Source organism: Bacillus carboniphilus (genome assembly GCF_039522365.1).
GTDB lineage: Bacteria > Bacillota > Bacilli > Bacillales > JC228 > Bacillus_BF > Bacillus_BF carboniphilus.
The window spans coordinates 261,337-285,247 of the sequence record NZ_BAAADJ010000064.1; the positions used below are offsets into that span (position 1 = coordinate 261,337).

Consider the following 23,911-nt stretch of genomic DNA (forward strand, 5'->3'; position numbering starts at 1 on the left):
AAGACTAGTTGAAAAAAGAGCTTTTCGGGAGGGGTCTCTCAAGTGCTATTTTTTCAAAAATGTGCATCACTTTTTTTTCTAACATCGCTGGTCTTGAACAGTGCGGTTATTACTTCAAATGTGGAAAGTATCGATGTTAACCTGCGGGATCAAGAAATAGCTTTTACTTTCTTTTCACTTTCAAATGGTGAAGCTACGCTACTACAGCATCCTAATGGTGAAAATATTTTGATTAACACGGGAAGCAACAGTAGTGAAAAGGAATTAGACCATTGGTTAAAGCTATATGGTGTTAAAAACATTTCGACTATCCTAGTTACAAAGGATGATCCAGGGTTTGTTGGGAACCTTCAGCACGTAATCAATCAATACAAGGCTCGACAAGTTATCGTTTCGAATCGTTTATATGAGCAATTAAAAGGGAATCCGTCTTTTCCTAAAGATGTCGCAATTCAATGGTGGGATGAAGGAACGAAATTGGAGCTTAATCCTGAAGTGGACCTAGAAGTTTTATATAATGGGATGGGGCCAAATGAAGGAATGGATTTTGTTATCACTTTTATAAGTCATAAGTTTCTTTTTATGAGTTCATTTGGTTCTAATAGTGAAGAAAATTTATTAAAAAAAGATCTAAAAGATGTCAATATTGTTAAAATGGCTGACTACGGTGGACCTCAGTCGATGACCAAAAGATTAGCAAAACATCTCGACCCCCAGGTGGCCATTTTATTTAATTTAGATACAATTACACCAAGTGAATACATATTTGAACTATTAGAAGAAATGTGGATTGATGTGTACTTAACAAAGGAACATGGCACGATCACCATTAAATGTACAGATGAAACATATGAAATCATTCATATAGATCCAAAGGGAAAACAATAGGTAGATTCGTTTCGAATTAAAAATTATTTAGTGGAGATTTGAAGTAAATAGTTTTGGTTTTATTCGTTGATTGTTATAATGAGAGAGGATTTTACCCGGTTGGAGGTTACATAACAATGGATAGTAAAATTGAGATATTATCTACTATACGTATTGAATATTCTAGTGATTTGTATAAAATTGTTGATTCTCTTAATCGAACCCTCAAACATAACGATTTAATGTTCGGGTTAGCTCTAGATAAAGAAGATCATTCAAAAGCGATTTTTACGATATATCGTACATAATGAGTGGGGAAACTTATAGGTTGGATATATTTTTAACACTAAAGAAAATGATAGTAAAAATCAGCATATTGTAGAGAGTTGGATCTATTGCAAATTTCATTTGAATGATGTTGATTGGAGTGGAAGGTGCTTGACTCCTGTGGGAGGAAGGGACATGGGAGACCCCGCAGGAGCGACAGCGACGAGGAGGCTCCCGGACCGCCCACGGAAAGCAAGCACCTGCAACGGAAATCAACGCCCCTTGTTCATAGAGCCAAACTACTGTCAAAAGCAACAAAGTATAAGAAAATAGCTTTAAATAAGAAGTTTCAATAAAGGATTGATTTTCATATTATGAAAAAGTGGATCCATATAGGGATTGGATTGTTGGTTGTTGTTCTCATACTCGTTTCAGTATTAGTCTATTTCTCAATTCAACCACAGCAAGAAAAGAAAAATATCGCATATCAAGTAGCCCTTGAAAAATCAAACTTAGAAACAACAGAAGATTTTCATTGGTTTAGATATGATAAAGATTACTATGTGGTAGGGGGAAAGGACACAGACGGAGAAAAGAGCTTTGTCTGGATTGCTGCAGATAGCCTAGATATTATTGCCGAACATAAAGCATCGGAAGGATTGTCTGAGAAGGAAGTATTAGAAACCTATAAAGACGAATGGAACATAAATGAGTTAGTGGATGTTAAATTAGGCTATGCTAATGAACGTCCCTTATGGGAAATTACATTCATCGACGATCAGAATAAATATACATTTCTTCAGGTTTCCTTTTTAACTGGAGATTGGATTAGATATTATCAATACAGAAGAGGAGGCGGTTCTTCTTGAAACTTTCAAATCGGGTGGCAGCTTTAAGTCCTTCTTCAACGTTAGCCATTACAGCAAAGGCAAAACAATTAAAAGAAGAAGGGAAAGACGTCATTGGGTTAGGTGCAGGTGAACCTGATTTTAATACGCCACAGCATATTATTGATGCAGCTATTAAAAGTATGGAAGAAGGAAAAACAAAGTATACAGCTGCAGATGGTTTATTAGAGCTTAAAAAGGCAATAGCCCATAAATTAAAAGTAGACCAAGGTTTAGATTATGAACCAAATGAGATAATTGTCTCTTCTGGTGCAAAACACAGTTTATATACATTATTTCAGGCCTTATTAGATGAAGGTGACGAAGTTATTGTTCCATCTCCATACTGGGTGAGTTATCCAGAGCAAGTAAAATTGGCTGATGGGACCCCTATCATAGTAGAGGGGAAAGAAGAAAACGACTTTAAAATTACACCAGGTCAACTTAAAGAAGTAATTTCTCCAAACACGAAAGCGTTAATCATTAATTCTCCCTCAAACCCTACAGGGATGCTGTATTCGAAGGAGGAGTTAACCGCCATTGCTGAGTTTTGTCTAGAAAATAATCTGATTATTATTTCAGATGAAATCTATGAAAAATTAATCTATAATCAAAACTCTCATTTTTCCATTGCACAAATTTCTCCTCAGGTGAAAGATATAACCGTCATCATTAACGGGGTGTCAAAATCTCATTCTATGACAGGATGGAGAATTGGGTTCGCAGCAGGGAATAAGGAACTTATAAAAGCCATGACGAATTTATCGAGTCATAGTACATCCAACCCAACTACGATTTCTCAGTACGGAGCAATTGCAGCTTACGGTGAAAACCAAGAGCCGGTTGAAATGATGCGTAAGGCTTTTGAAGAGCGGTTAGAAGAAGTGTATGCGAAACTTATAGAAATACCAGGCTTCACTTGTTTAAAACCACAAGGAGCCTTCTATCTATTCCCAAATGCAAAAAAAGCGGCAGAGATGACAGGTTTTGCAAATGTAGATGACTTTGCTAAAGCATTATTAGATGAAGCGCTTGTAGCTGTAGTGCCGGGCTCTGGATTCGGATCTCCTGATAATTTAAGAATATCTTATGCTACTTCAAAAGAACTCATACTGGAAGCACTTGATAGAATCAATCAATTTATTCATAAACACAAAAAGTAATCATATTAGAAGCCATTGATGTTGGAGGGTATACAGTTGAAAACGACAATAAGAGAAGTATCAAAATTTGTAGATCAAGAAGTGAAAATTGGAGCTTGGTTAGCGAATAAACGCTCAAGCGGAAAAATTGCCTTTTTACAATTAAGGGATGGGACTGGGTTCATCCAGGGTGTAGTAGTGAAAAGTGACGTTGCTGAGGAAGTGTTTACACTTGCTAAAACTATCACACAAGAAAGTTCGATGTATGTTACAGCAGTTGTGCAAAAGGACGAAAGATCTCCATTAGGTTATGAATTGCTAGTAAAAGATATAGAACTAATCAGTGATTCAACAGATTATCCAATCACACCGAAAGAGCACGGAACAGAATTTTTAATGGATAACCGTCATTTATGGCTCCGTTCCCGTAAGCAGCATGCTGTTATGAAAATCAGAAATGAAATCATTCGAGCTACTTATGAATTCTTCAATAAAGAAGGTTTTGTTAAAATTGATCCGCCTATCTTAACGGGAAGTGCTCCTGAAGGGACAACAGAACTTTTCCATACAAAGTATTTTGAAGAAGATGCTTATCTTTCACAAAGTGGTCAATTATATATGGAAGCAGCTGCAATGGCACTAGGAAAAGTATTTTCATTTGGCCCAACTTTCCGTGCAGAAAAATCAAAAACAAGAAAGCATCTAATTGAGTTCTGGATGATTGAGCCTGAAATGGCCTTTTATACACAGGATGATAGTTTGAAAGTACAAGAAGAATACGTAAGTTTCCTTGTACAATCTGTACTTGAGAACTGTAAAATAGAGTTGAAAACATTAGATCGTGATACGTCAACGCTAGAGAAGATTCAAGCTCCATTCCCTCGAATTTCTTATGATGATGCCATCAAATTATTGCATGAAAAAGGGTTTGATGACATTGAATGGGGGGATGACTTCGGAGCTCCTCATGAAACAGCAATTGCAGATGCTTATGATAAACCAGTATTTATCTTGAATTATCCAACTGGAATTAAACCATTCTATATGCAACCTCATCCTGATCGTGATGACGTTGTTCTATGTGCGGACTTAATTGCACCTGAAGGTTATGGTGAGATTATCGGTGGTTCCGAGAGAATTCATGATTCTGAGTTAATGAAGAAAAGAATGGAAGAGCATAATCTACCACTCTCTGCATATGAGTGGTATCTAGACTTAACAAAATACGGAAGTGTTCCGCACTCTGGATTTGGTCTAGGACTTGAGAGAACGGTTGCTTGGATTAGTGGTGTAGACCATATTCGTGAAACCATTCCATTCCCAAGACTATTAAATCGTTTATATCCTTAATAAAAGTGATGACCATTTCATTAGGAAATGGTCATTTCTATCTTTATATCGTTTCATGTTGGATTTGCTATAATAGTTCTGAGGTGTACAATTATGAATCAAAATCAATTCATTGAGTTAATGCAAGGTGGTTCTGTTTTTCTGCCTGCCCCTTTATTAGAACATTATAAAGATTTGGGGTTAACGGAGGAAGAATTTACATTACTTTTGCATCTTCAATCTTTTATAGAAAGAGGAAACTCATTCCCGACTTATCAAGAGTTGGCAGGTAGGACCACTCTCTCCAATGAGCAATGTGCTTATCTTCTTAGGAAGCTTATTCAAAAGGGGTTTTTAAAGATTGAAAAGGGAAAAACAGATGATGATATTCTGTTTGAACAATTTAGCTTAGTAGCCCTTTGGGAAAAGTTATATCAATTTCTGCAAAAAGACAAAAACAGAGTGGACACTGTAGATCGTCAGAATCAAGAAGCACAGTTGTATCAAACGTTTGAAAAAGAATTTGGTCGCCCATTATCACCTTTCGAGGCAGAAACACTTTCCATGTGGTTAGATGATGACCAACAATCGATAGAACTCATTTTAGTGGCATTAAAAGAAGCTGTTCTATCTGGAAAGTTGAATTTTAGATATATTGATCGCATTTTATTTGATTGGAAACGGAATGGGATTAAAACACCAAAGGAAGCGACTGAACAAGGTCGTAAGTTCAGGCTTCATCAAAAACAGAAGAAAGAACAAGCAAATACGACACAACAATCTAGAGACTTGCCGTTTTATAACTGGTTAGAAGAAGAGTAAAGGGGAAGGAGGATGGATCGGTGTTAACTAAGAAAGATATTCGATTTTGTTTAGATGAGATGGGAGACATGTTTCCTGATGCTCATTGTGAACTTAATCACCAGAATCCATTTGAATTAGTAATAGCCGTACTATTATCTGCTCAATGTACAGATGTCCTTGTTAACAAAGTAACAAGACAATTGTTTCAAAAATATAAAACCCCACAAGACTACTTAGATGTTTCGATTGACGAACTGCAACAAGATATTCGATCCATCGGGTTATATAGAAACAAGGCGAAAAATATTCAAAAGTTATGCTCGATTCTTTTGTATGAATATGATGGACAAGTACCACAAGACCGGGACGAACTGACAAAGCTTCCAGGAGTAGGAAGAAAGACAGCTAATGTAGTGGTTTCTGTCGCATTTGGGATTCCTGCCATTGCAGTGGATACCCATGTAGAGAGGGTCTCAAAAAGATTAGGAATATGTAGATGGAAAGATTCTGTTCTTGAAGTGGAGAAAACGTTAATGAGAAAAGTCCCGGAGGAAGAATGGGGAGTTACTCATCACCGACTAATCTTTTTTGGTAGATACCACTGTAAAGCACAAAATCCTAACTGTCCAGAGTGTCCGTTATTGTCCGTTTGTAGAGAGGGAAATAAGAGAATGAAGGTGCGAAAAGACTAATCATGACTAGGTTGTATCCAGTTCCAGAGGAAATGAAGCATGACATTCTCATGAAACAATTTGAATGGGAATTTGACGACCAAAGGTTAAAAGGAAACAGTGTTATTCCTTCTTTCTTTTATGAATTATCTTATTATAGTGGTCTTATTGGTGTAAGACCTTGGGAGAATCGGGATGAGGTAATTCCTCTCATAATAATGGAATGGAACCAGGAAAGAACCAAGTTACACGCCATCTTTAAAGCTAGGCGAAGTAAAGATGCCGAACCTGGAATGTTAAGAGCCATTGAATTATTTCTAGTCTTGGTATTTTGGGGGAATCATAAGCCAGTACGTTTAGATGGATTGGAAGAGCAACTGATTCAATTACCTGTAAAACCTGTAAACATACAGGAACGCCTTTCTTTTGTTATATCTCGACCGAGCTTGTATCCAGCCTTTATCCAGCTCGGGGAATTGTTTCTGGAAGCAGAAAAACAAATAATAAAGTCGATGGCACTTGAAAAAGCCAGAAAAAGATAAGATGCAATCAGAAAAATAGTGATGTTGAATTTGATATCTATGGTGTTTTCTTGAAGGGAATCTTCAGGAAAACGCCTTTTTTGTTGAGAGCATGCTATTTTGGGGCCTTTCCTTGCAAATTAGGAAATAGGAAAGATAAGCTTAAGAGAAACGATACCTGAGGGTGGGGAGAATGTTAATAGAGGGAACGCAAAGGACAGAAACGAGCCATGACTCGCGAAAGAGAGCTAATAAAGGGAATGCAAACACCGAAAACTTGCTCTAATCTACTTAGTAGTGCTTAAGCTATAAAAAAACAACCCAAATGCATACAAATACAACCCATTTAAACAAAAAAGAAGTGGAGTAAACGATTCGTTTCACCACTTCTTTTTATTTGAAATTTTTACAGTCTGATTCTATTCCTCTTTACTGACCATCTTCTGGTGGTGGTGGGTTTGTTTCCCCACCGTCATCATCATCTGTCGGTGGTGGGGCTTCTCCTTCTCCTTCACCGTCACCTTCTCCACCATTACCTCTGCCATTTCCTCTTCCACGATCTTGGTCACCATCGTCATCTCCATCACCGAAGAAGTCATCCCATGGGTTTCCTGACTCCATTTCAGGTATTTCGACTGTGACCTCTACTGGTTCACTTCGAAGTTCTCCGGATATGGCAGTTACTCTAAATCGATAGAAGGCACCAGGTAAAGCATCCCTTAAACGTAGCCCTAAATCTGGAGTGGTGGTTACCAGCTGCATTGGACCATCATCTAATGAAATTTCAACGTCAAATGTTGTGGCATTTTCAGCTTCATCCTCTTTACCTTTTCCATATTCCCAAGTGAGTACGATTTCTCCAGATTCTTCATCAAACACAGCTTCTAGTTTTTCAACCGGATCCGGAAGGTCAAATTGTTCAGATACTTCCGTAGGTTGAGTTCCCTTCACAAACCATTCATATACAATTTGATCCTCAGGTGTATACTCACTAGGAAGCTTAGGAGGATTCGAACCTTTTTCTACAGGTGATTTTACCACACTGCCCGGTACTTTAAAGTCAGGTGTATCAATATTTGCATGAACATTTTCCATGATGGCTTTATACAAGTGACGAGCGATTTTCTGGTCATATCCTGCTTTTACTGGTTGGAAGTAGTTGCTATATCCCGTCCAAATCGCAGTTGTATACTGTGTTGTGTAACCCACCATCCAGGAATCTGGAACATCGCCGTTTCCAATACCATGTTTTTCTCTGTCCTCTTTCGTATAGTTTGTTGTACCTGTCTTACCAGCTTGAGGAAGACCAGGGATATGAGCCATAGTGGCAGTCCCGTTATAAGAGGACTGGAACACACTCTTTAATGCATCCGAAATCATAAATGCTGTATAGTCTTGCATAACGAGTTTTGATTTTGGTTTTGTTTCAATGACAGAGCCATCTCTTAATTCAATCTTTGTTATTGCAAAAGGCTCTGTATAAATCCCTTCGTTACCAAATGCAGCATATGCACCAGCCATCTGAAGAGGGGATACTCCTTTTCTTAATCCACCAATTGCATAAGATTCATAAATTTCATCTTGAAGAGGGAGTCCCAATGAAACTGCAAAGTCTTGGGCATTCTCTAATCCAACTTCTTGAAGTGCTTTAACAGCTGGGATGTTTCTAGACATTGCTAATGCTTTACGAATGGACATTTGGCCATAGTAATCTTCGTCCCAGTTATTAACGGGTTGCCCTTTTGAATAGGTGTATGGCTCATCAACAATTTGATGGTAAGTAGACCATTTTAAATATTCAATTGCCGGTGCATAATCGAGAATTGGTTTAATAGTGGAACCAGGTTGTCTCTCGGTGTCTGTAGCAAAGTTATATCCTCTTTGAACATCCTGATTTCTTCCACCGCCAATAGCTCGGATTGCACCTGTTTTCGTTTCAAGTAGGGTAACACCAGCTTGAAATTCATCATCTGGAAATTCTACCACTTGGTTGGTTTCTAATGTGTTATACACCACTTCTTGAGCGTTTGGATCTAAAGTCGTATAGATTTTTAGTCCATCTGTAAAAATATTATAGTCAGGGTATTTCTTTTGTACTTCGTCAATGACATAATCCACGAAGTCTTCGTAAGGATCTTTCTCTTCCGCAAGCTTAGGATTTGTTTCGCTAACCATGCTAGCCATTTCTACAGCCTGTGCTTTTTCCATATCCTCTGTGGATATATATCCATGCTTATTCATTAAATACAATACGGTGTCTCTTCTATTTTTTGCTCTTTCTGGATTATCAAATGGGTCATATCCATTCGGACTTTGAGGTAATCCAGCCAACATAGCAGCTTGTGCTAATGCTACTTCTTTAGGCGTACCTTCTGAAGCTAAATCTTTTAACGGTTTACCGAAGTAATATTGAGATGCTGTTGCAACTCCATGTATATCTTCACCCATAAAGATTTTATTAAGGTACATTTCAAAAATCTCGTCTTTTTCGTATTCCTGCTCTAACTGGAATGCTAACCACATTTCTTGAACTTTTCTTTCAACTGTTTTCTTAGGTGAAAGAAAAGAGTTCTTTATTACCTGTTGTGTGATGGTACTTCCACCTTCTGCACCGAAGCCGTCTGTAATATTAGCGACAACTGCTCCACCAATACGAATAACATCGATACCACTATGCTTATAAAATCTGGCATCTTCAGTGGCTAGAAAAGCTTCCTTTACTATATCGGGAATATCTTTAAAGGGGATATAATCCCTTTTTTCAGTACCTAATTCTTTTACTAAATTTCCATTCATATCATAAATTTTTGAAGACACCGGGTCTTTTAGAAGTGCCGGATCTAAGTCTGGAGCTTGACTTGCCCAGTAGGCAAATACTGATCCACCTAAAATCATCCCTATAATCCCTAAGGCGATTACCCAAAGGGAGATCTTTTTAGCTAAGCCTTTTTTGCTTTCTTTTGATTTGTTTTTCTTCGTGGCAAGCTGTTTTCTTCGTTGTTCTCGACTTTTATATTGTTCACTCATTGTGCTTACCTACCTTTCTCTGTAAACCTAGAACAGTTTATCAGGACTGTAGAATCCTGTCTATTATTTTTAAATAATCAATTCTAGGTTGATAACCGATGGGAAGACAATAACCTACCTTTTCAATTTCTTCCTTTGAGATAGATTTTCTCCCGCCATCTAACATACGATTCCAAAATTCGAGTAGAAAACGTCCTTCTAATAAAAATATTTCATCTGTATGAGAAAATCGAATAATAATAAAGGCTAAACCTGCTTGAGCTAGCACACCTCTTATATGGTTAATTTGATGTTCATGAAAATTCCCTAGAGGGAAAGAGGTTTTATTTTTGGTTTCTTTCGCTTCGAAATCAATATAGTACCCCTTATAAACACCATTATAGTCAGTTGTGGAAGGCTGTCTAAAATAAGCTTCTTTTATAACTGCTGAACTTCTTTTTGGATAATCAACTTGAACAATTTGCACTGGGGTTGGTTTTTTATGAATAACAGCTATCCCTTGTCGCAAATAATAGTCATTAGTGGAATTTAAATCCTCCTCAAGTGTCATACCCCTTTTACCGTATTCTATCCCTTTTTTGGCAGTGGTTTCTTTTTGGGGTTTAGAATACTTCCTACCATTTGGATATCGAATGTTCATAAAAAAGTCACCTCTTCATCACATTCCATCATATCAGAGATTGGTAGAAAAGACTCTTTAAATTACTGTGTATAAGAATTCATCAGTTTGACAATTATAATTTTCCTATTACCCAAGTATTATTACGAGAATGGAGAATATAGTTCATGAATATTTACCCAATCCTTCAGAAACTAAACAACCAGTTCAATAGACTAACTGATGGGGAAGTGTTTGAGCTTATTCAACACCAGGTACGAACGGCCAATCAAGATAATATTTCTCGAACAAAAGCATATAGGTCATTTTTTCAAGAATATCCTGAAATCAAATGGGCATTCTTAGCAAGTATGGTTTCAAGAAATGCAGGATGGAATATGTGTGACCTAGAAGGGGAGTGGTATCCCAAAATATTATCTCCTTCATTTAGATATCAACTTTTTTTAACTTATGAAAGAGCGAATTGGCTCATTTTTCAGGATGCCTATCCACAGCTTTTGACTTACCACTATATGACGTTATTAAATCGCGATTTGTTTCACCTTTTACCGAAATTCCATGTCTCCCAATTTATGGGACGTGAATGGGAGCATTTCAAAGTATATAAAGACCAAAATCGATTATTGTATGCACTTATAGTGAATGAACAACACCTGATTCAAAAGCCTGTCATTGAAGACCCTATTTTAAAACATCGTGTCTTTAAGACAAAAATGTTTTCTTTACAAGATTTCTTTCACTATAGTTGTGTTTTATTTCCTACATTAACAGGAGAACTATATGGGGCGAGTGTTACCCGATTCCGTGATCATAGAGAAAGAATTAAACTTGGTAAAAAATTGGCTTTTATATTGTTTAAGCCAGGATTGTTTCCTTATTTTATTGCATTTTCTAATGAAGTTGAGCCAACAGGTTCTAGGTGGGAGTATGAACAATTCCAAGCCAATAAAAGATTTAATCATACACCAATCTTACGTACTACATACCCGATAATTCCTCACCATGTTCATCAAAAGTCAATCGTATACTGGGAAAAGTATTACAAAGTTAAAAAAGGTTGGAGAGATGTAGAAAAGCCCAGTAATGATATCCGATTAACAGATTGGTACGAATCGAAGCGACATGAAGTAACAGCTGCCATTTCTATTGAGCAGGTATATCATTATAGAAAAAGGCAGAAAAAATAAAAAGCCGTCCACTCCACAAATAATTAGGATGGAGGACGGCATTTTCATCCTTAAGTAGAAGGACGATCTGGACCATTTAATTTAGGGTTTCCAGTTGGCGTTGCTTTGCGAGCTTTATTTTCTTTCTTTTTCATCTTTTGCTGAATACTATCATTTTTTCCCATACAAGCACCTCCTACCTGAAAATAGTGTTTGTCGAATTGGTGGATTTCATGCTTTAAAGAAGTGGAATAGGTGTCGAAAGTAATGTCAAATAAACACTTTCTTTGCTGGTTTTCTTCTAGTTTTGTCAAGGGTGCAGGATTTAATTATTAAGGAAAGAATATAGTGGCAAAGGAAAAGGAGGAAGGGAATATGAGAACCATTTCTTCAGAGGAAATTCTAAATCAATTGGGTGATATTGAAAGAGAGCTAGAAAAGTTAGAGGAGATATTTGCTGTATCGTTTGAGGAAAGAGAAAAGGAATTTATACAAGAGACAAATCAAAGGCTCCATCATATTGATCTTGAGATAAATCGAATCAATCATAGGTATATTGAAATGGAACGGAACAATAGTCGGAAAAGCAAGAGTACACGCAGGAAACTGGAATTAGATCCGCAATTTCAAGTATAATAAAAGCTGAAGAAGAGAGGATGAGCAGGAGATTGTATCTCACTGCTTTTTTCTACTGTCTAGGAGAATACTTTTTACATAGAGAAGGGTTGATACAGTGGAACAAAAACTTTTGAAGTTAACCGATGAATTAATACAAAATACTGAAACAATTAAAGCGACATTTGCAGAAGTTAAACAAGCTAATGAAAAAAGAGATTTCTATAAAGAAGTTAAACCATTTGCTGACCAAGTAAAGATACTACTGGATGAATGGGAACCGTTAGCTATCAAATGGCTAAAAGAACATTCTGTAAAGAACGTACACCCACAACAAATAGCACATACAACAGAAAATCTGGACATGATTTCCATTCAATGTTTTTTTCCAGAGACAAGTTTGAAGCGGTTTCGCCATTACGCTGAATCAGTGGAATATGTATTAAAAAGCTTACAAAAAGCCATTAAGGACTTAAACGAGTCATAGACCTTGTCAAATATCATTTCATTCACCTCCACTCCTGCCTATACATATAGTATGTATACCGGTAAGTATAAGAGGAGGAAATAAAATGAGAGGTCGATTTGGAATGCAACGAAATGTAATGTCGCCTTATCCAACGATGTCAAGCGTTAATGGATATTCAGCTCAAATGTTCCCGCAATCCGTCTATCATCCAAATCATGTGCCACAATTACATTCATATATGCACCCTAGTCAGCCACTACACGCTACTGGATTACCTTATCAACCGCAAATGCACCCTCAATCATATGGACAGCAACCTAATGCATACAATGATGCGTATGCTCCTTATGCAAATACGTCACTGAAACAGCCATTATCTCCATCACATTTGTTGCAAAATCCATTACAACAGGCTCAACAATCAAGTCCAAATCCGTATCATAATCAATCTAATATGATGCAGCAATATGTTAACCCTTATCCGAAACATGCAATGTTTCAGAAACAAAAGCCTGCAGGCTCCATATTAAACTCATTCAAAGGGCAGGATGGCTCCATAGATATAAATAAAATGATGAATACAGCTGGGCAGATGATGAATGCAGTCAATCAAGTTTCATCAATGGTAAAGGGACTAGGGTCTATGTTTAAGGTGTAAGAATGTAATAACAAAAAAGGTCAACCCACTTGGCATAGCGGGTTGACCTTTTCGTTTTTAATCATAAGAAAGTCTTCTAAAGGGTAAGTATACTTACATAATCCTAATGATCTTCAATTCTTAGTCTTTTCCCCTTTTGAGCAGGTACAGAAATGGTTAGTAGACCATCTTGGTATTTTGCTTTGACCCTCTTTTCATCAATCATATGTGGTAAAGCAACGGTTCGACTTGTTTTTTGCATGGAAGTTCTCTTTCGAAGTATATGTTGGTTTGTATTTTCCTCCGTTACAATCTCAGCATTATTGACACTGATAGTCAAATAACGGTCATACATATCTATGTGTATTTGTTCCTTCTTAACTCCAGGGAGTTCGGCAGTTATAATATGTTCTTCATCCGTCTCTTCTACGTGTACTGGAAAACTTGATAACGAAAAAGGTCCAGGAGCTTTGAAGAATTCATCAATACTTTGTAAGAACCCTTTAACAGGTCGATGCTGAAAGAAATCATTCATTGTATTCATAACCTCTTGAAACGGATCCTTCTTATTTTTGTCATTAGAATACTTGGATGCCACCTGAATTCTCCTTTCTAGCGATTTTTACATTTTTGGTTCATTATATGTAGCTAATACTTGTTTTGGTTCAACGGAATTACGAAGTATGTCTATTAAACCGAACGTATTTTCGCTATAATAGAGCTAAGAGGAGTGAACGAATATGTTTGGTAAGCGTTCGATAGATGATGCTATAAAATATATAAAAAATAATGAACAAATATCGGAAAATATTGTGCATTGGGAAAAGATTGAGGCCAAAAGTGCAACATACGTAGAAATGCCAGAGGATCTCTCGGAACCGTTAAGAATAGCGTTACAAAAAAGAGGAATTGAGAAATTATATTCACATCAGGGTGAAGCATTGCAGCTTGCAAGACAGAAGAAAAGCTTTGTAGCTATCACTCCGACAGCATCTGGAAAAACATTGTGTTATAACCTACCTGTAATTGAATCCATCCTTCAAAACCAAGAAACAAGAGCATTGTACCTTTTTCCAACAAAAGCACTTGCCCAGGATCAGAAAAACGAATTGCATGAGTTAACAGAGGGAGAAGGACTTCACATTAATTCGTATACCTATGATGGTGATACGTCTCCTAGCATAAGGCAAAAAATAAGAAAAGCTGGTCATATTGTTATGACCAACCCTGATATGCTGCATTCTGGAATATTACCACACCATACAAAGTGGGTGTCCTTGTTTGAGAACCTTCAATATGTAGTCATTGATGAACTTCATACATATAGAGGCGTATTTGGTAGTCATGTAGCAAATGTCATTCGGAGACTAAAAAGGATCTGTAACTATTACGGTTCTAATCCAGTTTTTATTTGTACTTCTGCAACGATTGAGAACCCATTGGAGCTTGCTACAGCACTTACAGAAGAGGATATAACACTCGTTCACCGTAATGGTGCTCCAAGCGGGGAGAAGAACTTTATCTTCTATAATCCCCCGATTGTCCATAAAGCATTAAATGTAAGAAGAAGTGCAACATTAGAGGTAAGAAAGCTAGCTAGTCAATTATTAAAAGAAAAAATTCAAACCATCGTATTTGCTCGCAGTCGGGTGCGAGTCGAAATTTTACTAACTTACTTAAAAGAATTAGTAAAAAACCAACTAGGCAGTAAGTCTATCAGAGCATATCGCGGTGGATATTTGCCAAAAGAGAGAAGAGAGATTGAAAAAGGTTTAAGAGACGGTTCAATTTATGGGGTAGTAAGTACAAATGCACTTGAATTAGGTGTGGATATAGGACAGCTTCAGGCCTGTATTATGACTGGATACCCTGGTACAGTAGCTAGTGCTTGGCAACAAGCGGGACGAGCTGGGAGAAGGCAGGGAAAAGCATTGGTTATTTATGTAGCAGAAAATAATCCATTAGACCAATATATCGTCCAGCACCCAAACTACTTCTTTAACAAAAATCCAGAAAAGGCTTTAATAAACCCAAATAACCTAGTCATTCTCGTCGATCATATTAAATGTGCAGCGTATGAACTTCCTTTTCAAAAAGGTGATCAATTCGGAAACTTTGAAGTCGAAGAAATTCTAGAGTATCTAACTGAAGAAAGAATTCTTCATGAAAATAGCGGAAAGTGGTACTGGATGAGCGATTCGTTCCCAGCCCATAATATAAGCTTACGATCAGCATCACAAGAAAATGTAGTCATTATTGACCAAACAAACTCACCGAATCACCGTGTAATTGGAGAAATGGACAGATTCAGTGCTATGACACTATTACATGATGAAGCTATTTATTTACACCAAGGAACTCAGTTTCAGGTTGAATATTTAGATTGGGAAGAAAAAAAGGCTTTTGTGCGAGAAGTAAATGTTGATTATTTTACAGATGCAAACTTGGCTGTACAATTAAAAGTGTTAGAAATCGATAAGAAAAGTGATAACGAGTGGGTAGAAAAGGGATTTGGTGATGTAACCATCCAAGCTATGGCTACAATTTTTAAGAAGATCAAATTCGAAACACATGAAAATATTGGATCTGGCCCTATTCATCTACCCGAAGAAGAACTGCATACGAACGCTGCGTGGATTTCGTTATTAGAAGAATTTGGAGAAAAGGAAGAAATGGAACAAGGGTTAATGGGAGCCGCCCACGCGTTATCGCATATTATACCATTGTTCGTTATGTGTGATCGAAATGATATCGTCGTTACACCTCAGGTCAAAGCATCCCATAACGAGAAACCAACTTTATTCTTTTATGACCGGTATCCGGGCGGTATTGGTTTGAGTGAAAAAGTATATGAGAATATAGAAGAAATCATATCAGAAACCAAGCAAATGATTTCATCATGTCCATGTAACAGTGGTTGTCCAACTTGTATTGGTATGGACACAGAGAACGAACGTGCCAAAAAGAAAACCCTTGAACTGCTTGACTTGGTTTGTTAAATGGAAGGAGAGATGAAGATGTCACTTAAAGGAAAACTACAAAGAATGAAAAACCACTTATCTACTAATGCTGAAACCGAACAAAAAAAATCTTCATCTCCCACTTTTACGGTTACGAATAAACAGACTTGGGAAGAAAACGGCTATCAACTTTACGAATCATCCGAAGGCTATTGTTTTATAAAAAAACAAGTATACCCTCTAGATTACAAACTCGGTAAGTACACGGTTCATGATTTTATAAATGCTGTACAATTATGGCAATCTTATCATCATAAACACCCACTTTCTGCAAAAGGATATCAAGACAGTGATTTATTCTTTTTTGATACAGAGTCAACAGGTCTAGGTCACGGTGTAGGAAATCATCTTTTTATCTTAGGGCATGCAAGAATGATCAACAATGAATTAGTGTTAACACAGCATATACTACCTGAACCAGGGTTTGAAGTCCCTTTATATGAAAGTTTTTTAAAGGAATGCAATGTTCAGGCTCTTGTTACTTATAATGGAAAGGCATTTGATTGGCCGCTCGTGGAAACAAAGCACGCACTTATTCGAAATGAAGTCCCTAAGCTGCCTTCGTTCGGACACTTTGACTTATTTCATGCTTGCAAGCGGCTTTTCAAACATGAACTTCCTTCTATGAAGCTAGCAATCATCGAGAAAGACGTACTGGACATCACCAGAGGAGAGGATGTGCCGGGGTATCTTTCAGGTATGATTTATCAGGACTTTCTACAGCGAAAAGACCCTGAGGGCATGTTTGCACTCGCTTTGCATAATGAAAGAGATATTTTATCTTTAGTAGCGCTGTACACCCACCTTTCTTTTCTAGTTCATAAAAACGTAAAAGCAACAGCTAGTATTGGATTCGAAATTGGTAGGTGGGAGGCCTATGAAGGGAATAGAGAGCAAGCGATTCTTCAATTTGAACAATTAGCCCAAGTCGATGATCAGTGGAGTGCACAAGTTAAATATGAGCTTGCTTGTCAGTATAAAAAAGACCACGACTGGGAAAAAGCTGTTGCCCTTTGGATGGTACTTGCTGAACGTGGAGATAAGAAAATTAAGGTTAATGTCTGTATTGAATTAGCCAAGTATTTAGAGCATAAAGATAAAAAGTTTGAGGAGGCACTCATTTTTACCAATCGGGCTTTAGACGAGTTAGCTAAGTGGGAAGCTATTCAAATAAAGAAAAGGGATCGACTTTTACAAGAGTTGATGAAAAGGAAGATTAGGTTGTTAAAAAAGCTGTCATAAAATAAATGGAAAAAACAAGAAATTGTCAGAACCGTAACTTGTTTGTAAAATATAAACTGAAACTAATTTACAACAAGGACTGACATCATATGAAACGAGCTATTCTATTCTTATTTTTTGTTGTTTTATTCTTAACATTCTTTCTTTTTACTACATTCAAGGATTCCTTTCACTCAGCTTTATAGGCAAGTATCACATAGATACAGGGTATATGAGTAATAATCCTAAAAATAGGTGTTTGTATTAGTACATGTTCCCCCTTTTTTTCATAGGCTGATACTGTAAACACAAAAGAAAGGAGAATGTCCATGCATTGCAGACCACCACAAGTATTACCTGCAGTTGTGCATCCTACTAAACAATGTGTTCAAAACACCTATAATACTACTGTTGTACCACATATCCATCCTACGCATAATACACTAGTGAATAATCAAATGTATCAGCACAAACACTACTTCCCACAAACTCAATCAGTAGTAAGTAATGTTCAACACCAACACTTTAATTGTGGCCCTGGCCCAGGTCCAGGAGTTGGAGGAGCACCAGGAATGGGTCCAGGAATGGGAATGGGACCAGGAATGGGACCAGGTACAACTGGGTTCGGAAGATAATTCTTTAGAAAGCAAGGGAGCGATTTTCCTTGCTTTTTGCTTATTTATTGAAAAATGTAGATTTCGACCTGTATTAATTTAGCAAAACAGTTATAATAGTGCTAACGCTATAAGGATGTTTGAAAATGACAAAAGTATTTTATTGCACTGGATATAAGGGTTTTGAACTCGGAATTTTCAAAAGAGACCATGAAGCAGTCCGATATATAAAAAAAGCATTAGAGAAAGAATTCCGACTTCTAATGGATGAAGGATTAGAATGGCTCCTAACGTCAGCTCAATTGGGAGTGGACTTATGGGCATTAGAAGTGGGGATAGAACTTAGAGAGGAATTTCCTTCATTAAAAATTGGAGCAATTGAACCCTTTCAAGGTCAGAGTGAGAAATGGAATGAAGAAAATCAAGCATGGTACAACGAAATCATTCTTAACGTAGACTATACAAATTCATTGTATCACCAACCGTATAAAGGTCCATATATGTTCAGACAGCATCAAGAATTTATTCTACATAAGACTGACGGTGTAATTATTTTATATGATCCCGAAAGAGAAGGGTCACCAAAATACTTCTATGAAGCAGCTAATGCATATAGAAATAAAGCTCCATATGAAGTAAGGTCCATTACGTTTTACGATCTACAACAAGTGGTAGAAAACGAACACGACCACTTTTAGGAGGGCAATATCTCTTTTTTAAAAACGGATCGATTTCAAACGTAATTTATTTTACGTAAAGCAAATATAGGATTAGAAATTGACAAAATAATGGTTTTTTGAAAGAATATTGAATGAAATGAAGAGGTGACGGAAATGTTATCAGATAAAATTAGACTGTCGGCCAAAGAAATTCTAGAGAAAGAATTTAAAACTGGAGTTAGAGGCTACAAGCAGGAAGACGTAGATAAATTTTTAGACATGATTATCAAGGACTATGAAACGTTCTATCAAGAAATAGAAGAGTTACAACAAGAAAATTTGAAATTGAAGAAGCAACTTGATGATTCTTCAAAAAGGCCGCAATCTACATCTCAACAAGCTGGTACAACCAATTTTGATATTCTTAAGAGGTTGTCTAACTTAGAAAAGCATGTTTTTGGAAGTAAATTATACGATTGATATCTTTGGTAATTCAGTTAAAAATTGCATGTTGAAATGTGTGGAAGAAACTTATATAATGAATATCCGGCGTTAACAACGTTCGGGTAATCGCTGTGTCAGGTTGCTGATGCAGAGGAAAGTCCATGCTCGCACGGGCTGAGATGCGCGTAGTGTTCGTGCCTGACCAATTCATAAGTCAGGGCAGTCTGAGCTAAGGCTCGGCTGACGGCTGGGAGGACACCTAAGTCCTTTGGATATGGTGTTAGTACCTATAAAAGTGCCACAGTGACGAAGTCTTGCGAGAAATCGCAAGAGTGGAACGAGGTAAACCCCACGAGCGAGAAACCCAAATTTTGGTAGGGGCATCTTCTCATCCGGAAATGAACGGAGAGAAGGACAGCTAACTAGCTGTAGATAGATGATTACCACCGGAGTACGAGGCATGCGCCGCTTGTAGTACGATGGTACAGAACATGGCTTATAGAACGTTGTTAACGAACGACTCTCCAATTAGGGGAGTTTTTCTTTTTTTATAAGGAATGTTAAAATAGATGAGCGCTTGAAGGCTGTATCTAAATGAGTATACATATAAAGTAAACCCGTGGGGTGAAGGAATGACAACCTATAATTTAATCGCAACCGCCGCAATGGGACTAGAGTCCATTGTTGCGGATGAAGTTAGGAAACTAGGATATGAATGCACTGTAGATAACGGAAAAATCCTCTTTAAAGGCGACGAAACGGCCATTGCTAGGTGTAATATGTGGCTTCGGACCGCAGATCGGATTAAAATCCAAGTTGGTGAGTTTAAGGCTAAAACATTTGATGAATTATTTGAGAAAACAAAAGCTCTTCCATGGGAACAATTTGTTGCAAGAGACAATGAATTTCCTGTCTCAGGTAAATCGATAAAATCAACGCTCTATAGTGTTCCCGATTGTCAGGCCATTGTAAAAAAGGCCATTGTGGACAGGCTGAAAAGTAAATACCGTGATGTACAATGGTTCGAGGAAACTGGGGCTCTTGTTCCAATTGAAGTGGCCATTCGAAAAGATATTGCTACATTGACCATCGATACAACTGGTGCTGGCCTACATAAGCGCGGTTATCGAATTCAGCAAGGTTCAGCGCCTCTAAAAGAAACATTGGCTGCAGCCCTCATTCAATTAACTAACTGGACACCAGACCGTCCGTTTGTTGATTTGTTCTGTGGATCTGGAACGATCCCAATCGAAGCCGCTCTAATTGGACAGAATATTGCACCTGGTTTTAATCGTGAATTCATATCTGAAGAATGGAACTCGATGTCATCTGATGTATGGGACCGCACTCGAGAAGAGGCCGAGGATTTGGCGGACTATGACCAACCGTTAGAAATCCATGGAAGTGATATTCAACATCCTGCTGTAGAAATGGCCATTGCTAATTCCCAAGAAGCTGGTTTAGCAGGTATTATCGATTTTAAACAGATGCAAGCTAGTGATTTTACCACAAATGAATCATATGGGGTGATTGTTAGTAATCCTCCGTATGGTGAGCGTATTAGTGATCGCCCAGGAGTCGAACAGCTATATAGTAAGCTTGGGCAAACACTGAAAGACCTGGATACGTGGTCTATGTACTTTATTACATCCCATGAGGGTTTCGAGCAACATTTTGGGAAGAAGGCAACGAAGAAAAGAAAGCTGTTTAATGGTTTTATACGAACCGATTATTATCAATATTGGGGAAAAAGACCTCCTAGAAATAAAGAGTAGAAAGGGACTGTCTGTAGGCTTAATAGAGCTTGCGGGCAGTTTTTTTCTATGGAGAGGGAACATTACCTTAACTAAGCTGAACAATACCGTATGGAAGTGAATACTACCGTAGTGTGCTAATGAATAACATATAATACGACATCAACTCCAACTTTCCATCCAGCATTATCCTAGTATAAAATGTCATCAATTGTCATAAACTAATTCAGTACCAGTATGTTTAATTAAGAAAAAACAATAAAGAGGTGAGGTTAAGTGTCTCTAACACCGTCTGATTTCGAACGAATATCAAAAGCTCTGTCGCAAACACAGACGATGATGCAATCATCATTAAATGAAGAATGCAAAGGTCTTCAATGTTTAATAGAAGCTGAGGAAGAACTGAAGCAAGCATTTACATATTGCTTGTCTCAAAACCCTCCATCGATGCGCTATCCGTTATAATCAGGATTGCGCTTTTTTTTATCTAAAAATTTCGGTTTCCGTAGCTATTCTCTCTTTCATGGACATGTTAAAATAGTCATGAGTAAATTTTAAATAGGGGGAATCATGGCACATGTCTGAAAAATGGGTAACATTAGAAAAAGAATTTCTTCAATACATAAAACAGATTGCAGCTTACAATGAAGCAATTGGTCTTATTTACTGGGATATGAGAACCGGAGCACCTAAAAAAGGAATTGACCAACGTGCTGAAGTTGTTGGGATGCTTTCTAGTAATGTTTATGACTTATCTACTTCTGAAAAAATGGCAGCATACATAGCAGAACTATCTTCTCCAGAGGCTAAAGCACATTTGTCAGCCATTACGGTTAAGGCATTAGAAGAATGTAAAAAAGAATACGAAATGAACAAAAAAATTCCTAAAGAAGAATACGAAGAATTTGTTGTCTTACAGTCTAAATCTGAATCTGTTTGGGAAGAAGCAAAGTCCAAATCTGACTTCTCCATTTTCCAACCGTATTTAGAAAAGTTAGTAGAAACAACTAGAAGATTCGTACAATACTGGGGTTATGAGGGCAATCCTTACAACCGTCTCCTTGACTTATATGAACCAGGGGTTACAGTTGAGGTTTTAGATCGTGTATTTGGTCAATTGAGAAAAGATCTAGTGGCACTTGCTCAAGAGGTTCAATCATCTTCTTCTAAACCAGACACATCGAAATTGTTTTTCCCATTTTCAAAAGAAAAGCAAAAAGAATTTAGCTTAGAAGTATTAAAGGGGCTTGGCTATGACTTTGAAGCTGGCCGGCTTGATGAGACAGTTCACCCCTTCGCTACAGGATTAAATAAAGGGGATGTACGAATCACTACCAATTATAATGAAAAAGATTTTAGAACGGCTATTTTTGGTACCATCCATGAGTGCGGACATGCACTTTACGAGCAAAATATTTCAAGTGATCTTGCATGGACTCCACTTGCAGGTGGAACTTCTATGGGAATTCACGAGTCACAATCTTTATTCTTTGAAAACTTTGTTGGGCGTAGCTTCGGTTTCTGGAAAAAGAACTATGAACTATTAAAATCATATGCGAATGGTAGTCTAGATGATCTTTCTTTAGAAGACTTCTATCGTGCAATCAATGAATCCAAGCCTTCTCTTATTCGTATTGAGGCGGATGAACTAACTTATCCACTACACATTATGGTTCGATATGAAATTGAAAAAGGGTTAATCAATGGGGAAATTGCAGTGAAGGACCTACCTGAGGTTTGGAATGCTAAATACGAAGAATACATCGGAGTGGTTCCAAATAACGATGCTGAAGGAGTACTTCAAGATGTACACTGGTCTGGAGGAAGCTTTGGTTATTTCCCTTCGTATGCACTGGGTTACATGTATGCTGCACAAATTAAAAATAGCATGTTAAAGGAACTTCCAAACTACGATGAATTACTTGAAGAAGGTAACTTACAACCAATTAAAGATTGGTTAACAGAAAATATTCACCAGTACGGAAGAATGAAGAAACCTCTTGAAATTTTAAAAGATGTAACAAATGAAGAGTTAAATGCCCAGTATCTTGTTGAGTATTTGAAAGATAAATATTCGAAAGTATATCAACTAGTCTAACCCTATTGCCGGTCACAGACATGCTCTCGATTCATATAATGTGTTTATACAAAAAAGAGGATGAGAGTGCATGATAAAATATTACTGTGATTTATGTCGGACGATTGTAGATGAACCAACGATTTGTAAATCATGTGGGGGACTACATTTTATCGAGATCAAGTTTTCAGTTCATCAACAGCCTGATAAAGACAAGAAGTTAGATTTAGAAGAAAACGCATGATATTCTAAAGGGTTTGGAGTGCATCCAAACCCTTTTACATAAAGAAAAGGAGTTGTCGATATGTTATTACCTTCTTTAAAACTAGAGGGGAAAAATGCAATAGTTACTGGTGCAGGTCGTGGAATAGGACGAGCCATTGCCATTGGCTACGCAGAAGCAGGGGCTAATGTAGCTCTACTTTCTAGAACGGAAGAAGATTTAAAAGAGGTAGCTGGACAGATTGAAGCGCTGGGTCAGAAAGCAATTATTATCCCCACAGACGTGACGGAAAGAAAGGCCGTTCAAAAGGCTATTCAGACTGCTAATGATCAGTTAGGTTCTATCGATATTCTCGTGAATAACGCAGGAATGAATATCCGCTCCAAAGCTCTGGAGGTCACCGATGAAGAATGGGAAACGATTATGCAGACAAACTTAAAGTCGGCTTTTATGTGTTCTCAAGAAGTGGGTAAAATAATGAAGGAGCAAAAGTCAGGAAAGATCATTACGATTGCTTCGGTTGCGGGACATGTTGCTCTTAGAACAGGTGTAGTCTATGCAGCCACGAAAGCGGCACTCATTCAAATGACGAAGGTACTTGCTTTTGAATGGGGACAATATGGTATCAATGTAAATGCAATCGGGCCGTGGTACTTTAAAACCCCTTTAACAGAACCATTACTCAAGGATGAACAATATGTTAGTGATATTCTTGCTGTTACTCCTCTAAAACGAATTGGTGAATTACCAGAATTAGTGGGACCAGCCGTTTTCCTAGCTTCAGAAGGAGCCAATTACATATCCGGGCAGACATTATTTGTGGATGGTGGAATGACAATTCAAGGATTTTAAATGGTATATACAAAAAGGTTAGAAGT

The 23,911-nt window shown here is 37.5% G+C and carries 25 protein-coding genes and 1 other RNA gene; 23 read left to right on the forward strand and 3 right to left on the reverse strand.

Annotated features, from left to right (window positions below; translation table 11 throughout):
• The first annotated feature begins 42 nt into the window (after positions 1-42).
• The 8 genes from ABDZ91_RS21555 (at position 43) to ABDZ91_RS21590 (ending at position 6,509) form a co-directional block, all read left to right on the forward strand.
• Positions 43-888: a ComEC/Rec2 family competence protein gene (locus tag ABDZ91_RS21555; RefSeq protein WP_343804010.1), complete on the forward strand. Its 846-nt coding sequence runs from the start codon at positions 43-45 to the stop codon at positions 886-888.
• Between the two features lie 116 nt (positions 889-1,004).
• Positions 1,005-1,175: a YpmA family protein gene (locus ABDZ91_RS21560; RefSeq protein ID WP_343804012.1), complete on the forward strand. Its 171-nt coding sequence runs from the start codon at positions 1,005-1,007 to the stop codon at positions 1,173-1,175.
• A 333-nt stretch (positions 1,176-1,508) separates the two neighbouring features.
• Positions 1,509-2,003, forward strand: a complete 495-nt coding sequence (locus ABDZ91_RS21565) for a cell wall elongation regulator TseB-like domain-containing protein (RefSeq protein WP_343804014.1) — start codon at positions 1,509-1,511, stop codon at positions 2,001-2,003.
• Entirely contained in the window at positions 2,000-3,184 is a 1,185-nt protein-coding gene (locus tag ABDZ91_RS21570; RefSeq protein WP_343804016.1) for a pyridoxal phosphate-dependent aminotransferase, read from the forward strand. The genes ABDZ91_RS21565 and ABDZ91_RS21570 overlap by 4 nt, the downstream gene beginning before the upstream one ends.
• A 36-nt stretch (positions 3,185-3,220) precedes the next feature.
• Entirely contained in the window at positions 3,221-4,513 is a 1,293-nt protein-coding gene (gene asnS, locus ABDZ91_RS21575) for an asparagine--tRNA ligase (protein ID WP_343804019.1), read from the forward strand.
• Between the two features lie 93 nt (positions 4,514-4,606).
• Complete coding sequence (locus ABDZ91_RS21580) at positions 4,607-5,314, forward strand: DnaD domain-containing protein (RefSeq protein ID WP_343804022.1); 708 nt, start codon at positions 4,607-4,609, stop codon at positions 5,312-5,314.
• 20 nt (positions 5,315-5,334) lie between these two features.
• Entirely contained in the window at positions 5,335-5,988 is a 654-nt protein-coding gene (gene nth / locus ABDZ91_RS21585) for an endonuclease III (protein WP_343804025.1), read from the forward strand.
• A 2-nt stretch (positions 5,989-5,990) separates the two neighbouring features.
• Positions 5,991-6,509 (forward strand): YpoC family protein, encoded by a 519-nt coding sequence (locus ABDZ91_RS21590; RefSeq protein ID WP_343804028.1) that lies wholly within the window; start codon positions 5,991-5,993, stop codon positions 6,507-6,509.
• A 408-nt stretch (positions 6,510-6,917) separates the two neighbouring features.
• Here the strand turns inward: ABDZ91_RS21590 and ABDZ91_RS21595 are convergent, their stop codons facing one another.
• Together ABDZ91_RS21595 and recU are read right to left on the reverse strand one after the other, a co-directional pair.
• The gene (locus tag ABDZ91_RS21595) at positions 6,918-9,515 is read right to left on the reverse strand and encodes a PBP1A family penicillin-binding protein (RefSeq protein ID WP_343804031.1); all 2,598 of its coding nucleotides are present in this window, start codon (positions 9,513-9,515) and stop codon (positions 6,918-6,920) included.
• 40 nt (positions 9,516-9,555) lie between these two features.
• Positions 9,556-10,155: a Holliday junction resolvase RecU gene (gene recU, locus ABDZ91_RS21600; protein WP_343804034.1), complete on the reverse strand. Its 600-nt coding sequence runs from the start codon at positions 10,153-10,155 to the stop codon at positions 9,556-9,558.
• 146 nt (positions 10,156-10,301) lie between these two features.
• Here recU and ABDZ91_RS21605 point away from each other — a divergent pair, with 146 nt between their 5' ends.
• The 4 genes from ABDZ91_RS21605 (at position 10,302) to ABDZ91_RS21620 (ending at position 13,042) form a co-directional block, all read left to right on the forward strand.
• Entirely contained in the window at positions 10,302-11,321 is a 1,020-nt protein-coding gene (locus tag ABDZ91_RS21605; RefSeq protein WP_343804037.1) for a DUF2515 family protein, read from the forward strand.
• A gap of 354 nt (positions 11,322-11,675) precedes the next feature.
• Positions 11,676-11,936, forward strand: a complete 261-nt coding sequence (locus ABDZ91_RS21610; protein ID WP_343804041.1) for a hypothetical protein — start codon at positions 11,676-11,678, stop codon at positions 11,934-11,936.
• Between the two features lie 97 nt (positions 11,937-12,033).
• The gene (locus ABDZ91_RS21615) at positions 12,034-12,402 is read left to right on the forward strand and encodes a YppE family protein (protein WP_343804044.1); all 369 of its coding nucleotides are present in this window, start codon (positions 12,034-12,036) and stop codon (positions 12,400-12,402) included.
• Positions 12,403-12,487: 85 nt separating this feature from the next.
• Complete coding sequence (locus ABDZ91_RS21620) at positions 12,488-13,042, forward strand: YppG family protein (protein WP_343804047.1); 555 nt, start codon at positions 12,488-12,490, stop codon at positions 13,040-13,042.
• Positions 13,043-13,145: 103 nt separating this feature from the next.
• Here ABDZ91_RS21620 and ABDZ91_RS21625 read toward each other — a convergent pair whose 3' ends face one another.
• On the reverse strand, positions 13,146-13,619 hold the full coding sequence (locus ABDZ91_RS21625) for an Hsp20/alpha crystallin family protein (protein WP_343804049.1): 474 nt from the start codon (positions 13,617-13,619) through the stop codon (positions 13,146-13,148).
• Between the two features lie 142 nt (positions 13,620-13,761).
• Between ABDZ91_RS21625 and ABDZ91_RS21630 the strand changes: the two genes are divergently transcribed.
• The 11 genes from ABDZ91_RS21630 to ABDZ91_RS21685 all read left to right on the forward strand — a co-directional run bounded on the left by ABDZ91_RS21630 (position 13,762) and on the right by ABDZ91_RS21685 (position 23,885).
• Entirely contained in the window at positions 13,762-16,020 is a 2,259-nt protein-coding gene (locus ABDZ91_RS21630) for a DEAD/DEAH box helicase (protein WP_343804052.1), read from the forward strand.
• A gap of 18 nt (positions 16,021-16,038) precedes the next feature.
• Complete coding sequence (locus ABDZ91_RS21635) at positions 16,039-17,283, forward strand: ribonuclease H-like domain-containing protein (protein WP_343804055.1); 1,245 nt, start codon at positions 16,039-16,041, stop codon at positions 17,281-17,283.
• Positions 17,284-17,591: 308 nt separating this feature from the next.
• A complete protein-coding gene (locus tag ABDZ91_RS21645) occupies positions 17,592-17,897 on the forward strand; it encodes a CotD family spore coat protein (RefSeq protein ID WP_343804061.1) in 306 nt (101 codons plus the stop codon).
• A gap of 125 nt (positions 17,898-18,022) precedes the next feature.
• Positions 18,023-18,574 (forward strand): SLOG family protein, encoded by a 552-nt coding sequence (locus ABDZ91_RS21650; protein ID WP_343804064.1) that lies wholly within the window; start codon positions 18,023-18,025, stop codon positions 18,572-18,574.
• Between the two features lie 135 nt (positions 18,575-18,709).
• A complete protein-coding gene (gene gpsB / locus ABDZ91_RS21655) occupies positions 18,710-19,015 on the forward strand; it encodes a cell division regulator GpsB (protein ID WP_343804067.1) in 306 nt (101 codons plus the stop codon).
• A gap of 78 nt (positions 19,016-19,093) precedes the next feature.
• Positions 19,094-19,483: RNase P RNA component class B (rnpB, locus tag ABDZ91_RS21660), an RNA gene on the forward strand.
• Positions 19,484-19,611: 128 nt separating this feature from the next.
• Complete coding sequence (locus ABDZ91_RS21665; RefSeq protein ID WP_343804070.1) at positions 19,612-20,754, forward strand: THUMP domain-containing class I SAM-dependent RNA methyltransferase; 1,143 nt, start codon at positions 19,612-19,614, stop codon at positions 20,752-20,754.
• Positions 20,755-21,009: 255 nt separating this feature from the next.
• Complete coding sequence (locus ABDZ91_RS21670) at positions 21,010-21,198, forward strand: hypothetical protein (RefSeq protein WP_343804073.1); 189 nt, start codon at positions 21,010-21,012, stop codon at positions 21,196-21,198.
• 112 nt (positions 21,199-21,310) lie between these two features.
• On the forward strand, positions 21,311-22,831 hold the full coding sequence (locus tag ABDZ91_RS21675) for a carboxypeptidase M32 (protein WP_343804076.1): 1,521 nt from the start codon (positions 21,311-21,313) through the stop codon (positions 22,829-22,831).
• Positions 22,832-22,901: 70 nt separating this feature from the next.
• The gene (locus ABDZ91_RS21680) at positions 22,902-23,054 is read left to right on the forward strand and encodes a hypothetical protein (protein WP_343804079.1); all 153 of its coding nucleotides are present in this window, start codon (positions 22,902-22,904) and stop codon (positions 23,052-23,054) included.
• 60 nt (positions 23,055-23,114) lie between these two features.
• Complete coding sequence (locus tag ABDZ91_RS21685) at positions 23,115-23,885, forward strand: SDR family NAD(P)-dependent oxidoreductase (RefSeq protein WP_343804082.1); 771 nt, start codon at positions 23,115-23,117, stop codon at positions 23,883-23,885.
• The last annotated feature ends 26 nt before the right edge of the window (positions 23,886-23,911 follow it).